This window comes from Pectobacterium peruviense (genome assembly GCF_002847345.1).
Taxonomy (GTDB): Bacteria; Pseudomonadota; Gammaproteobacteria; order Enterobacterales; family Enterobacteriaceae; genus Pectobacterium; species Pectobacterium peruviense.
In genome coordinates, this window is sequence record NZ_LXFV01000016.1 from 115,971 (window position 1) to 128,706 (window position 12,736).

Here is a 12,736-nt window from a genome sequence, read left to right on the forward strand (position 1 = left end):
GTGGTTTTTGTCCAGATAGCAAAAGCCTACCTCACCGAAATCGGCTGTCAAACGAAACTCACAAATTGATTGACCAATTACACAAAAAATCTGTCATTTGGACTAACAGCATGCATAAAAAGGCTATAGGAATGAAAAAACAGTCAAAGCCAGGGGATTTGGTCTGATATCTTTACTCTCCGTACACCGATACGATGCCGGAGAGAAAATTCACACGGGAAGGACATACTGGAGAATTAGGATTCCAGACGTGAAGGAACAGACTCGAACAGGTAACCATCGAATGTGGGGTCGTCTACATTCGAGATTTCCAGCAGTTTAATTTTTACATTCTCGAGATGCTGCCACATCGCCTGCCGCGCCATGTTCACATCACGACGAGATACGGCACGTAGGATCTGTTCATGATCGTCCAGCCACTGGCGCTGATAGCTGAAATCATCGGTATGGGAGTGAATTCCCTGCCACATTGGGCTGCGCTTACGTGCCTGCCAAACCTCATACACCATATTGGCTAAGACGCTGTTTTGGGTAGACTGCGCCAGCAGGCAATGGAATTGTTCATCGGCGCTTTCATCCACGCTGCCGTTCTCAAGCGATGCCCTTTCTTGTTCAATGGCCTGTCGCATCTTCACAATGTCACTCTTGGTCGCCTGCATTGCGGCAAACGCAGCGACTTCACCTTCCAGTAGCTGACGCGCCTGCATCAACTCGAAAGGACCATAATCGCTGTCCACGACGCTGTCTTTTCCCTGTGCCGTCGGGAGTTGCATGACATAGACACCGGAACCTTTGCGCACTTCAATCAGCTTTTCCAACTCCAGCATGATTAAAGCTTCACGCACCACGCTGCGGCTGACGTTGTAGGTTTCAGCAATATCACGTTCGGGAGGCAAACGATCGCCAATCTGATAGTTTCCCTTCAGAATTTCCGCGCGAAGATTGTCACCAATCTGCTGATATAAACGCATACCGCCATCCCTTTATTCAACATCGGCCATCGTAATATTGGCCTGACCAAAAGACAGAAAAAACGCCCAATTTGTCTGAAGTATAACATGAAGCCCCACCGCGCCAGCACGTTGAGCGCCATGCTTGCCAAATAATTTCAGATATAGTGGTGTCGAAACGCCATATCCCGTTAGCGAGCAGGTTGATGTTGCCAGCAGGCAAGGAGCATAAATGACAATAGACGTATTCCGGTTCGTTTCGTGGGCAGTCTGGAAACGAGTGATGACAGGCTTATTCGCTACCATTGGCGTGCTTTCCATCGTCGGATGCAATAGCAATCCACGCGACATCACGCCATTAGGGCAAACATCATTCGAGCGTTATCAGCAAGACACTACACGCTGGGTAGCGCAGCATCGAGCCTTCCAAACCACGGATAAACAGCTGGAATTACGTTGGAACACGCCGAGAGAAACCCGTCCTGCGGGTCAACCGCATAAAGCGATTTTGCTGGTGCACGGGCTGGGAGACTCACCCGGTTCGTTCATTGACGTCACACCGGAATTGGTCAAACAAGGCTTTCTGGTCAGAACCGTTTTGCTGCCAGGCCACGGCACTCGGCCCTCCGATCTGTTGCACGTCACTGTTGATGACTGGCGCAAAGTGGTCGCCGAGCAGGCCGCCATCCTCAGTAAAGAGGTCGATGAGGTCTATCTGGGCGGCTTTTCAACTGGCGGCAATCTGGCTCTGGAATACGCCTCACAACATTCTGAAATCAAAGGATTGGTGCTATTTTCACCCGCCATTAAATCCAACGAAAAATACGATTTCATGACGCCACTGCTGTCCGTATTTACCGACTGGCTGATGCCACCGCGCCCCGGTTATCCTGAGCAGTTAGCGACCCGCTATATGCGAGTACCAACCAACGGTTTCGCCCAATATTACTATTCCAGCAGCGGTGTTCGTTCACAACTGGCCAAAAAACCTTATGACAAACCGGTGTTAATCGTGCTGGCGGAACATGATTCCGTCGTCGATACGACCTATGTTGTTAACGCGTTCGATACGCAGTTTACCAATCCGCGCAGCCGCCTGATCTGGTATGGCGATCGCCCTGCCGGTGTACATTCCTCACGCGTGTTGGTGCGTACCGGCTCGCTACCTGAATGGCGTATCAGCCAGTTTTCGCATATGTCACTCCTGTTTTCACCAGAGAATAAGGAATACGGCAAAACGGGAGCAATCGTCATTTGTGCCAATGGACAAACCAATAGCGACCTGACGGCCTGCGCGGATCGCAGCACGCTGTGGTATTCCGACTGGGGATATAGAGAAAACGGCAAAACCCATGTGCGCCTGACGTTTAACCCCTACTTAGACTGGCAAAATCAGATCATGGCCAACGTACTAGACGTACAATAACCTTACCCAAAGCGGGTAATTGTCATCATTTGGTCATCAAGGGCAGGTATTTTTACTTAAAGATAAATCCGCCCAAAGATTAACCATGATCTCCATGTCCGTTCCTCGCGCCCGACCACTCCTCCGGGGTACTCCGGTGGCGCGAGATCTTTGCATTCCTTTGCCGGACGTTTCTCCTAACACCGACAACGCCACCGTATTGCAGTTGTTTAGTAAAAATAAAGAATGGGTCAGCCTGCCTGTCGTTGAGGATGGACGCCCTTTCGGCTTAATCAACCGCCATATTTTCCTCTCGCAGATGTCCCGGCCTTTTTATCGCGAGCTGTACGACAAAAAGAGTTGCATCGCGTTTATGGATAAGAACCCGCTGATCGTTGATGCGCTGGCCTCATTAAACGACGTCGCCGATCAAACGGTCATTACCGGTGATAAATCGCTGACGGACGGTTTTATGATCACCGAGAACGGACGCTATATCGGTATCGGGCTCGGTATCGATCTGATCAAGGCCGTATCGGATATGCACCTACGCCAACATCAACAAATTATGCAAAGCATCGAATATGCCAGCGTGATTCAGGCCGCGATGCTGACGACATCGACGCAGGCGATGTCCCGCTCGCTCGCTGACTGGTGCTTAGCCTGGGAGCCACGGGACTGTGTCGGCGGCGATTGTTATGCCTTTAAAACCTATCAAAATGGCTGGTTGGCCGCCGTCGCGGACTGTACCGGGCACGGCGTACCCGGCGCATTCATGACGCTAATTTTTTCTTCCGCACTGGAACAGGCGCTCACACAGCACGGCCCAATGTTGCCAGCGCAGTTATTGCAAGCGATCAACCGTCACATCAAAGATACGCTGGGGCAACGCGGCGAATCACGGCAGCTTTCTACCTCTAATGATGGCTGCGATGCGATGCTGGTGTTCTGCGATATGACGCGAAACACGCTGACGTTTTCCGGTGCACGGATGCCAGCCTTCATGCTGCAACGCCATACCGGACAGATGACACCACTCCAGTGCGATCGTATGGGTATCGGCTATACCGAAACGCCTTATGACTACCAGTGGTCGAGCTACGAATTGCCGCTTCATGACAACGATATGTTTTTCATCACCACGGATGGGCTGACGGATCAAATTGGCGGAGAACGCAGGATTATGTTTGGTAAACGTCGACTACAGGAGCACCTACAGCACTATAAAAATCAACCTATGCGTGAGCTGGCTAACCAACTCCTATCAGCACACAAGATCTACCAGGGCGATCAGACCCGACGAGACGATTTAACATTTTGGGGCTTCCGACATTGTTCGACTTTTGTTTAATCAGGTAGGCAGAATGATGCCAAACATCAAATACACCGAGTTCTTTTCGCCCTCTCATCAGCATGACATCACGCTGTATTACGTGGGCTATTTTTCACAAAACATCATCAGTTCACTGGCTGAAACCATGCGGCTACAGCTGGAGAAAAAGCAGCTTCCCGCTGGTATCCGTCGCCGGCTGTTTTCCACATTCGTGGAAATGGTACAGAACATCACCCGCTATTCCGCCACACAGTTAACCGCTCTTGAGAGCCCCATCGAGGTTCGTCATGGCTCCGTGTGTCTGGGTTACGAAAATGGGAAATACTTCCTGTTGTGCGCTAATCCGGTACGCCCTGACGATGTCGAGAAGCTGCGGGGACGTCTTGAACCGCTGCGCGGTATGACGCTTGATGAAATCCGACTCGCCTACAAAGTCTCTCTGCGTGATGAAACCCCGTCATCAAGCAAAGGCGCGGATATGGGGCTGTTGACCGTCGCGCGTGATGCCAGTGAGCCACTCCAGTTTACGTTTCTGGCCGACGCATCAACGGGGCTATCTACGTTTTATCTGAAGGCAATCATTTGACATGAAAAATATAACGACCATAAGCAACCTCCATATTTCGGGGACATCCTGTACCCCGGCAGTTGATTTCCATTTTGACACACACCGTCTTTATCTTTCCGGCGAATCTTATCCTGAGAATGCGGCGGCGTTTTATCGCCCTCTGCTCACCGAGATTCAGGCATATCTGCATGCATTGACGACCTGCGCAGAAACGATGCCACCGGATGAGGCACTCCCGAGCATCGAAATACACGTCTCCCTGATTTACTTCAACAGCTCAAGCACCAAGATGCTGTTCAGTTTATTCAACCTGCTTAACCAAGCGGCTGAACAGGCGCTCTCTATTGCGCTGTATTGGTATTACGACAAAGACGACGACATTGCAGAAGAATTTGGTGAAGAACTCCACATCGATTTCCCTGCCCTGATCTTTCACAGCACGATTTTGAGTGATAACCATGAGCACAATTGAATTGTTTACACCGGAATATGACATTCTGCTCGCCGCGCGCAACATTGCTAACCAGCAGGAAAGGCCAGCAGAAGTCTATCGCGATACGCTAATGGCATTAACCGATCACTACCAGCGATTGGTACGAGAGTCGCATCGCCTGATTTCACGCAGCGATCGGGCAGAGAAAGAGCTCAATCGTCTGAATGCGCAGCTCAATCAGTTGGCGGTCGAGTTAGAGTACAAAGCCAGCCACGATCCGTTGACCAGCGTGTATAACCGTGGCGCGATTATTGAACGCATAAACCACGCGCTGGAACGCAATCAGGCAGCGCTCATCGTGTTGGATATCGATCACTTCAAACAGGTGAATGACACCTATGGTCACCCTACCGGCGACGCCGTGATCTGCGATCTGGTATCACGTGTACAGCACGTCCTGAATACCACAAGCAGCATTGGTCGCGTCGGCGGTGAAGAGTTCACGATCCTGCTGGAAGGGCATACGCTCATGCAGGCCGTCGCCCTCGCCAGCCAACTACATCAGGATCTCAACAGGATGCCACTCAGCGTGCTGCCACAGCAGCGCGTTACTGCCAGCTTCGGCGTCAGTTGGGCACCGCAGAAGACCAGTTTTGATGCGCTATACGGTGCAGCAGACGTGGCGCTCTATAAAGCCAAAGAAAAAGGAAGAAATAGGGTGGAGTTTCAATAAGTCACAGGCTGGGCGATTGCCGTCGCCCTGACTCGCGACCATAATAGTGGGTATCGGCTCACCCGAGACAGATTCCCCTATGCGATTCGATTTAACCGATCTCCGGCTGTTTCTCAATATTCAGAAAGCAGGCAGCATTACCGGTGGTGCAGCGGCATCCAGCCTGACCGTGCAGGCCGCCAGCGAACGAATACGGGGAATGGAAGAGGAACTGGGCGTACCACTGCTGTTGCGATCAAAAGCTGGCGTCTCGCTCACCGATGCGGGATTTTCACTCGCGCATCATGCCCATATTATCCTGCGTCAGGTAGAACATATGCGCAGCGAATTACACCAATACGGCAAAGGGCTACGCGGCCACATTCCCCTGTTGTGTAACTCGGCAGCGCTGAATGAATATTTACCCGCCCTACTTGGCCGCTATTTGGTGGTTTGTCCGCAGATATCCGTAGCGGTGAATGAAAAACTCAGCCGCGATATCGTCGATGCGATCCGCAATCAAACCGCCGACCTCGGCATTGTGGCCGATTCCGTGACGCTAGACGGACTGGAAACTCGCCCGTTCCGTCAGGATGAACTGGTGGTTGTGGTTCCTCGTACCAGCATCTGGTCTGGCACAAAGCAGCTTGCCTTTTCCGCCATCACCGACGCCGAATTTGTCGGGCTTAGTGAAGGTGCTGCGTTGCAGGAACATATTGATGAACATGCCAGAAAGCTGGGAAAACGTCTGAATTATCGCGTTCGCCTAGCCAGTTTTGATGCCGTCATGCAGGTGATTCACAGCGGTATCGGCATTGGTATTCTTCCGCGACATGCTGCCCAACGGATGATGGAACGGCTAGAGGTTCACACCATCCCGCTGTCAGACGATTGGGCGACGCGCAATCTGGTTATCTGCGCCCGTCAGTTCTCCGCTCTGCCCGGCTACGTTCAGGATTTCGTGGCGTTTATTACCGAAGCGCATGCGGATTAGAGCAGCCCGCGTGCCGCCATGTATCCACCCAGTGCAATCAGTCCGATAAAGAAGCAGCGCCGGAAAAGCAGTTCACTAATCGCGTGGCGCAAACGCTGCCCTATTATCATGCCGAGTAGCGCGGGAATCAGGGCCAGCAACGACTGCCAGAGATCGATGCCCTCTAGCCCGATGCCCCGCATGAGCTGTAACGCCAGCCCCAGCGTGGAGACGGTAAACGCCAACCCCAACGCCTGTACCAGATCGTTTTTATTGAGTCGCAGACATTGCAGGTAAGGCACGGCAGGAATCACAAAGACTCCTGTTGCCGCTGTGATTGCACCAGTGATGTAGCCCACCAGCGGCGAGAGCCAGATTTCATGGCGTCCCGGCTGCGGCAAGGTGGTCGCCACGATGCCCCAGAGGCCGTAAACCACCAAAATGCCGCCGAGCGCTGCGCTCGTCCATGATGACGACGAGGTTAGCGCGGGCAGCCCATTCCATAACGTCCCAATAATGATTCCGGCAAATAACGTCCAAAACCGCTTAATCAGGATAAGAAAAGCTGGGCCACAGGCGAGTTGCCAGATGTTGGTCACCAGCGAAGGAATTATCAGCAACCCTGCTGCGCTGGCAGCGGGCATCACCAGCGTTAACAGCCCCATGGCGATCGTCGGTAATCCCAGGCCAATCACACCTTTCACCATGCCAGCCAGCAGGAACACCACCATCATCGTCATTGATTGCCTCGGTTTGCAACAGGTTGATTTACAAAAGACCCCACGAACGAATATTCCAATAAGGTGGCGGCGGGTGTCTATGCGGATTGTATTGAGGCTGATTCAAGGAAAATTGGAGGCAAAGGGAGGATTGAGAGTCTTGGAGTCACATATTTATGCAGGCTCAGAGACCGTTTCGTGCGCCATAATGCTGTTATTTCATGCTACCTCGTAGCACGCGCCCGACGCAGGGCGCTCAGTCGCCGCCGCCCTGCGAACCCTGGCTTCCGGCTAAATTATGTCGCTGCGCGATGCCATCGTCGGTATCAGGCTTAACGGACCGCTTGCGACACGCTCCCTGCGTGGCGCAAGCTTTCGCCGCGTCCATGCGGCTCATCCTAAGCCTACTATCTCCTCAGCATAATTTCTTACGCCGGATAACGGCCAGACCCGATGGCGTCCTTACATTGTGTATAAGGATCTTCCCTTGCGAAAGAGAAGACGGATACGGCATAAGCAGCACCCACAAAATATCTTAACGCGCGCGGCCTACGGCTTCACCGAGTTGCCATACGGCCATCGCATAGTGCGTGCTGTGGTTGTAGCGCGTGATGGTGTAGAAGTTCGGCAGTCCGTACCAGTATTGATATCCCGTTCCGATATCCAGCCGCAGTAGGCTGGCTTCACTGTATCCCGCCAGCGAATGCTGTGGCGTTAGCCCTGCGGCCTGAAGTTCAGTGAGCGAGTAACGGGTATTAAAACCGTTCGGAAGTAGCGGCGCTTGACCGTTTGCCGGCACCGCAACAGGCGCGCCCTTCACCCAGCCGTGCGCTTTGAAATAATTGGCTACGCTGCCAATCGCGTCCACCGGATCCCATAGGTTGGTGTGTCCGTTGCCGTCGAAATCCACGGCGTAATTCTTGAAGGATGAAGGCATAAACTGCCCGTAGCCCATCGCACCCGCGTAAGAACCACGCAGGCTGAGTGGATCGTTGCCTTCTTTACGTGCCATCAGCAGGAAGGTTTCCAGCTCGCCCGCAAAGTAATCGGCACGTCGTGGGTAATCAAACGCCAGCGTTGCCAATGCATCAATGATGCGCGTTTTCCCCATCACTCTGCCCCAGCGGGTTTCAACGCCAATAATGCCGACGATGATCTCAGGAGGAACGCCGTAAATATTCTGGGCACGCTGTAGCGCATCCTGATATTGATTCCAGAACGCCACGCCGTTCTGCACGTTGTCAGGCGTAATAAACTGATTGCGGTAACGGTTCCAGGCACCGTTCGGCCCTGAAGGTGGCCGTGATGTCGGAGCCTGTTTATCCATCAGACGGATCACCCAATCCAGACTTTTCGCCTGTACCAGCACATCATGCAATTGCTGACGATTAAAGCCATGTTCCTGCACCATTTTATCGACAAATCGCGCAGTGGCGGCGTTAGTCGCAAAATCACCGCCCAACGGATGGACATTGTGTGCAGGTTCAAGCAGGAAACCACCGTTGAAAGGATTCCCCGAAGGCGCTTCTGTGGGAGGAGGAGCTGGCTGACTGCTACAGGCAGAGAGCAAAACGAGCAGAGGGAGAAAACGAACCAAATGACGCATCAGATATCCGTATAGCCAGGTAAGAAATCAATATCAGCTATGGTAAAGGATTGTCTGATGTGAAAAAACCAGCCAGAGGTGAAAAAGTGCCGCGCGCCGACCAAATGGAAGACCAGCGCGCATCGCCACACTCGAATCAGTTTTTCTTCACAAACTCGGATTTCAGCTTCATCGGGCCAAAACCGTCGATTTTACAATCAATGTTGTGATCGCCTTCCACCAGACGAATCCCTTTCACGCGGGTGCCGATTTTCAGCGGAGTCGAGCTACCTTTGACTTTCAGGTCTTTAATAACCGTTACCGTATCGCCATCCGCCAGCAGATTGCCGTTGGCATCTTTTACCACTAAAGCGTCATCCTGCGCCGCCGCATCACCCGCCGCCGACCACTCATTTCCGCATTCAGGGCAGTTGAGCATTTCACCCTCTTGCCAGGTGTATTCAGAACTGCATTTTGGACAATGAGGTAACTGTTGCATGATAAACTCCTGAAAAATTCATAATAAAAAAGTAATAAATATCATTAGGTAACTACCATATTTTCGATATTTTACCCTTTTATGCTCATTTTTGATAGTGAAGCAGTGTTTATCGTGGCTTTACTGCCCGTCTGACATGGTTTCTCGCCTTGCCGTCAGAAACGCAATTAATGCTTCTTGCGTGAGCGCTTTGGAATACAACCAGCCCTGCGCATAAGCTACACCAAGGCTTTTCAGGTAGGCTTCCTGAATGGGGGTTTCGACGCCTTCAGCAACAATTTGTTGGTTAAGACAATGTGCCATGCTGACAATATGGGACAACACAATATCCGTGGGTGAATGGTTATTAATATTCCAGACAAAAGACTTATCAATTTTAAGCGTATTGGCTTTGACTCGCTCAAGATATGACAGCCCGGCATAGCCGGTACCAAAATCATCAATGGCAACGTCAATCCCTTTTTGCTGATACAGTTCGACCATGAGTCCGGCTTTTTGTGGTTCGATCATTGATGATTCGGTTAATTCAACGCTAATATTCGTCCCTTCAAGATCGTGTGCAGTAATGTGCTCCACAAGATAATTGAAAATGGAAATATCCTCGAATTCCGCCGCTTCAAGATTGATGGAGACAAACATCTCGGGGTAACTTCTCTTCAATACGCTAGCGGTTTGTAGCGCTTCATCAATGACGTATAACGTCAATTCTTTCATCAACCCAACCTGACGGATCATGGGAATAAAAGAATCCGGCATAATTAAGTGTCCGTCTGAATGACGCCAACGTATCAATGCCTCACATCCCACAACCTGCGCGGTATTCAGTGCAATAATCGGCTGATAATGTAATTCAAACTCTTTTTGCTTCAGTGCCTGATTAAGAACATAAAGTGGGCTCTGAATAGTCAAGGTTCGTCGGGAAATCAACGTGGATAGCAGCAAGGAAAGCAGAATAAAAAGAGGCAAGGCCGAGAAAAAAATCGTCAGATAGCGTGCGGTACTGACAGGCTTATCTGCACTTACCACTAGAGAAAGATCGCTGTTTGATAGCGGTTTCAAAACATAATATTTATTATCAATATAAAATCTATCGGTTCGATTTTCTCCCGTTATCAGGCGGGGAAAAACGCCGTCATTGATCGAATCCGACAGGATAACCTGCCCATCCTGTTTCTTTCTCTCCAGCAATGCGCTCTGGATATTATGGCTATAGGAAGAAACATCCAGAAATGAGCGCGGGTTCAACACCACAAGATGATGCGTTGCGCCAACATAAATCATTCTCTTATTGCTATTCAGCGGGCTTTCAACGTTATACCAAACCCCGTAGGCGTTTTTATAGACAAAGTCGGGCGCGGAAAGAAACATCGTATTAATTTCGTTCAACATCGAAGAACAGCGAGGCCGATTCCCGTCGATATAGACCACGTCCTGAATATAATCATTATCGTAAGCCACCTTGCGGAGCACATTCAGATGAGGAGCCTCGCAATAAGGCAAACGATATTCTTCTAATCTATCCAGCGCAGAGGTTGCCTGCGCCATTATTTCACCAGCATGTTCAATTGTGACGCTAGAAAAATTCTCTACATCCCCTTCAAACTGTTTGAGCGTGAAAGCCGAATGGATCGCAAGCGCCAACGCAAAAAGCGAAGCCAGAATAAAAAATAGGCAGAAGGATAATAAGAACAAACCTTTCTTAAAATAGAGCGTTTGAAAATAAGCTAACAGGTTTTGTCTCATAGGAAGGGCGACGTATCATCATCACGAGAAACTCAACATAGCACATAACCTTTTCCGACAATGTATGGATATCCTAAATAATTAGGATTTCAGAGCCTTGATAACCGTCTGGCTCAAAGGGTCTGAGCGGCATGAGAGCAACATATTTATTTTCTTTTCTATTTGCTTTAAAAAACAGATAGTTGTTTTCCATTCCATTTGTCGTGCCAATATCTCACCGCGATTCAATTGTAATGAGAACCATTATCATACTAACATAGCGCCCTATTATTGACCGCCGATACGCTTTTCTACTCCTGACCATTATGTCTGACCACGCTACCACTTCTGCTGAACTGACGTTTGAATCGCTTTATGGTTCGCATCACGGCTGGCTAAAGCACTGGCTGACGGGCAAACTCCAATCTTCTTTTGATGCCGATGACATTGCGCAGGACACCTTCCTGCGCGTAATGAACGGCGAGTCGCTCACTGCAATCCGCGACCCCAAATCCTTCCTGTGTACGGTTGCCAAACGCGTGATGGTCGATCTCTTTCGCCGCAATGCGCTGGAGAAAGCCTATCTGGAGAGGCTGGCACAGTTGCCGGAAGCGCTTGCCCCCTCACCAGAGATCCAGCAACAGCAGCTTGAGACACTCCAGCAGGTCGATCTCATGCTTGATGGACTGAACCACAAAGCGCGACAGGCGTTTCTGCTGTCCCAGCTTGATGGCATGGCCTACGGTGAGATTGCCACGCGGCTCAATGTCTCCGTCAGCTCGGTCAAAAAGTATGTTGCCAAAGCCACGGAGCATTCCCTGCTGTTTCGTCTGGAGCACGGGCTGTGAGTCTTCCGCTGACCGACTCCCAACGTCAGGCGCTACGCTCTGCCTCGCATTGGTATGCGGTACTGAGCGACGAACGCGTGAGCCCGCAACAAACCGAGAAATGGCAGCAGTGGTATAAACAAAATCGAGATCACCAGTGGGCCTGGCTACAGGTAGAAAACCTGCGCAACCAGATGAACGTCGTGCCGGGCAACGTCGCCCACCGCGCGCTTCAGGATACCCAGCTCACTCGTCGCCGAGTGATGAAAGGTTTGTTGCTGTTGTTGGGCGTGGGTGGAGGTTGGCAGCTTTGGCGTTCTGACGCTGGAACAGGTCTGCGGGCGGACTACGCCACGGCTAAAGGCGCGATCCGTCAGCAGCGTCTGGAAGACGGCACTTTGCTCTCGCTTAACACCAACAGCGCCGTCGATGTCCGCTTCGATCTACAGCAGCGACGCATTCATCTCTGGTATGGCGAAATCGCGATGACCACCGGGCAAGATGCCAATAACCGCCCTTTTTACGTGCAAACCCGGCAGGGTCAACTGACCGCGCTGGGCACCGAATTTACGGTACGTCAAGAAGAAGGTAGCACTTTGCTGAGCGTGCAACAGCACGCGGTGAAAGTCGTACTGGCAGACGATCCGACACAAGAGCGCATCGTGCGTCAGGGCGACAGCCTGCACTTCAGCGCGCGGGAACTAGGTGAAACCCAATCCGCAGAGGAAGAAGACAGCAACTGGACGCAGGGTATCCTCAGCTTCAGTAATAAACCGCTCGGAGACGTGATGGCGACCCTCTCGCGTTACCGTCACGGCGTACTGCGCTGTAGCCCAGAGGTCGCTACGCTACGCTTAAGCGGCACCTTCCCGCTGAAGAATACCGATACGGTATTACAGGTTATTGAGAAAACACTACCCGTTAAAATTCAGTACATTACACGCTACTGGGTCAATATCCTTCCCGCAAACTAAACGATAACGAAAAAAATTATCATTCTTGGTTGTCCT

The 12,736-nt window shown here is 51.2% G+C and carries 15 protein-coding genes; 8 read left to right on the plus strand and 7 right to left on the minus strand.

Annotated elements, in window-relative coordinates; all coding sequences use genetic code 11:
• Window positions 1-236 precede the first annotated feature (236 nt).
• Both A0G03_RS13785 and A0G03_RS21880 read right to left on the minus strand, forming a co-directional pair.
• Window positions 237-971, minus strand: coding sequence for an FCD domain-containing protein (locus A0G03_RS13785; protein WP_039323579.1), 735 nt, complete (start codon window positions 969-971; stop codon window positions 237-239).
• Between the two features lie 12 nt (window positions 972-983).
• Window positions 984-1,256, minus strand: coding sequence for a hypothetical protein (locus A0G03_RS21880; protein ID WP_167389300.1), 273 nt, complete (start codon window positions 1,254-1,256; stop codon window positions 984-986).
• Between A0G03_RS21880 and A0G03_RS13790 the strand changes: the two genes are divergently transcribed.
• The 6 genes from A0G03_RS13790 (at window position 1,183) to A0G03_RS13815 (ending at window position 6,395) form a co-directional block, all read left to right on the plus strand.
• The gene (locus A0G03_RS13790; RefSeq protein WP_048259089.1) at window positions 1,183-2,376 is read left to right on the plus strand and encodes an alpha/beta hydrolase; all 1,194 of its coding nucleotides are present in this window, start codon (window positions 1,183-1,185) and stop codon (window positions 2,374-2,376) included. The two genes, A0G03_RS21880 and A0G03_RS13790, sit on opposite strands and share 74 nt — an antisense overlap.
• 85 nt (window positions 2,377-2,461) lie before the next feature.
• Complete coding sequence (locus tag A0G03_RS13795) at window positions 2,462-3,706, plus strand: SpoIIE family protein phosphatase (RefSeq protein WP_011092687.1); 1,245 nt, start codon at window positions 2,462-2,464, stop codon at window positions 3,704-3,706.
• A gap of 13 nt (window positions 3,707-3,719) precedes the next feature.
• Window positions 3,720-4,274, plus strand: coding sequence for a SiaB family protein kinase (locus A0G03_RS13800; protein ID WP_048259088.1), 555 nt, complete (start codon window positions 3,720-3,722; stop codon window positions 4,272-4,274).
• Window position 4,275: 1 nt separating this feature from the next.
• Window positions 4,276-4,728 carry a DUF1987 domain-containing protein gene (locus tag A0G03_RS13805; RefSeq protein ID WP_048259087.1) on the plus strand — a complete coding sequence of 151 codons (453 nt, stop codon included), beginning with the start codon at window positions 4,276-4,278 and terminating at the stop codon, window positions 4,726-4,728.
• Entirely contained in the window at window positions 4,715-5,422 is a 708-nt protein-coding gene (locus A0G03_RS13810; RefSeq protein WP_011092684.1) for a GGDEF domain-containing protein, read from the plus strand. The genes A0G03_RS13805 and A0G03_RS13810 overlap by 14 nt, the downstream gene beginning before the upstream one ends.
• 79 nt (window positions 5,423-5,501) lie before the next feature.
• Window positions 5,502-6,395, plus strand: coding sequence for a LysR family transcriptional regulator (locus A0G03_RS13815; RefSeq protein WP_048259086.1), 894 nt, complete (start codon window positions 5,502-5,504; stop codon window positions 6,393-6,395).
• Here the strand turns inward: A0G03_RS13815 and A0G03_RS13820 are convergent.
• The 5 genes from A0G03_RS13820 to A0G03_RS13835 form a co-directional block, all read right to left on the minus strand.
• Window positions 6,392-7,108: a sulfite exporter TauE/SafE family protein gene (locus A0G03_RS13820; RefSeq protein ID WP_048259165.1), complete on the minus strand. Its 717-nt coding sequence runs from the start codon at window positions 7,106-7,108 to the stop codon at window positions 6,392-6,394. The genes A0G03_RS13815 and A0G03_RS13820 overlap by 4 nt on opposite strands.
• A 241-nt stretch (window positions 7,109-7,349) precedes the next feature.
• Window positions 7,350-7,490: a hypothetical protein gene (locus A0G03_RS21885; protein WP_167389301.1), complete on the minus strand. Its 141-nt coding sequence runs from the start codon at window positions 7,488-7,490 to the stop codon at window positions 7,350-7,352.
• Between the two features lie 138 nt (window positions 7,491-7,628).
• Window positions 7,629-8,699, minus strand: a complete 1,071-nt coding sequence (gene mltB / locus A0G03_RS13825) for a lytic murein transglycosylase B (protein ID WP_011092681.1) — start codon at window positions 8,697-8,699, stop codon at window positions 7,629-7,631.
• A 136-nt stretch (window positions 8,700-8,835) separates the two neighbouring features.
• The gene (locus A0G03_RS13830; protein WP_011092680.1) at window positions 8,836-9,177 is read right to left on the minus strand and encodes a zinc ribbon domain-containing protein YjdM; all 342 of its coding nucleotides are present in this window, start codon (window positions 9,175-9,177) and stop codon (window positions 8,836-8,838) included.
• Window positions 9,178-9,297: 120 nt separating this feature from the next.
• Window positions 9,298-10,920 carry an EAL domain-containing protein gene (locus tag A0G03_RS13835; RefSeq protein WP_048259085.1) on the minus strand — a complete coding sequence of 541 codons (1,623 nt, stop codon included), beginning with the start codon at window positions 10,918-10,920 and terminating at the stop codon, window positions 9,298-9,300.
• A 305-nt stretch (window positions 10,921-11,225) separates the two neighbouring features.
• Here A0G03_RS13835 and fecI point away from each other — a divergent pair, with 305 nt between their 5' ends.
• On the plus strand, window positions 11,226-11,747 hold the full coding sequence (fecI, locus tag A0G03_RS13840; RefSeq protein WP_048259084.1) for a ferric citrate uptake sigma factor FecI: 522 nt from the start codon (window positions 11,226-11,228) through the stop codon (window positions 11,745-11,747).
• Window positions 11,744-12,700: a ferric citrate uptake sigma factor regulator FecR gene (fecR, locus tag A0G03_RS13845; protein ID WP_048259083.1), complete on the plus strand. Its 957-nt coding sequence runs from the start codon at window positions 11,744-11,746 to the stop codon at window positions 12,698-12,700. The genes fecI and fecR overlap by 4 nt, the downstream gene beginning before the upstream one ends.
• The last annotated feature ends 36 nt before the right edge of the window (window positions 12,701-12,736 follow it).

Excerpts from the sequence above, each read along its gene's own strand:
- A0G03_RS13785 (WP_039323579.1), bottom strand. The coding sequence starts at position 971 with ATGCGTTTATATCAGCAGATTGGTGACAATCTTCGCGCGGAAATTCTG.
- A0G03_RS13790 (WP_048259089.1), top strand. The coding sequence starts at position 1,183 with ATGACAATAGACGTATTCCGGTTCGTTTCGTGGGCAGTCTGGAAACGA.
- A0G03_RS21880 (WP_167389300.1), bottom strand. The coding sequence starts at position 1,256 with ATGGTAGCGAATAAGCCTGTCATCACTCGTTTCCAGACTGCCCACGAA.
- A0G03_RS13795 (WP_011092687.1), top strand. The coding sequence starts at position 2,462 with ATGATCTCCATGTCCGTTCCTCGCGCCCGACCACTCCTCCGGGGTACT.
- A0G03_RS13800 (WP_048259088.1), top strand. The coding sequence starts at position 3,720 with ATGATGCCAAACATCAAATACACCGAGTTCTTTTCGCCCTCTCATCAG.
- A0G03_RS13805 (WP_048259087.1), top strand. The coding sequence starts at position 4,276 with ATGAAAAATATAACGACCATAAGCAACCTCCATATTTCGGGGACATCC.
- A0G03_RS13810 (WP_011092684.1), top strand. The coding sequence starts at position 4,715 with ATGAGCACAATTGAATTGTTTACACCGGAATATGACATTCTGCTCGCC.
- A0G03_RS13815 (WP_048259086.1), top strand. The coding sequence starts at position 5,502 with ATGCGATTCGATTTAACCGATCTCCGGCTGTTTCTCAATATTCAGAAA.
- A0G03_RS13820 (WP_048259165.1), bottom strand. The coding sequence starts at position 7,108 with ATGATGGTGGTGTTCCTGCTGGCTGGCATGGTGAAAGGTGTGATTGGC.
- A0G03_RS21885 (WP_167389301.1), bottom strand. The coding sequence starts at position 7,490 with ATGAGCCGCATGGACGCGGCGAAAGCTTGCGCCACGCAGGGAGCGTGT.
- mltB (WP_011092681.1), bottom strand. The coding sequence starts at position 8,699 with ATGCGTCATTTGGTTCGTTTTCTCCCTCTGCTCGTTTTGCTCTCTGCC.
- A0G03_RS13830 (WP_011092680.1), bottom strand. The coding sequence starts at position 9,177 with ATGCAACAGTTACCTCATTGTCCAAAATGCAGTTCTGAATACACCTGG.
- A0G03_RS13835 (WP_048259085.1), bottom strand. The coding sequence starts at position 10,920 with ATGAGACAAAACCTGTTAGCTTATTTTCAAACGCTCTATTTTAAGAAA.
- fecI (WP_048259084.1), top strand. The coding sequence starts at position 11,226 with ATGTCTGACCACGCTACCACTTCTGCTGAACTGACGTTTGAATCGCTT.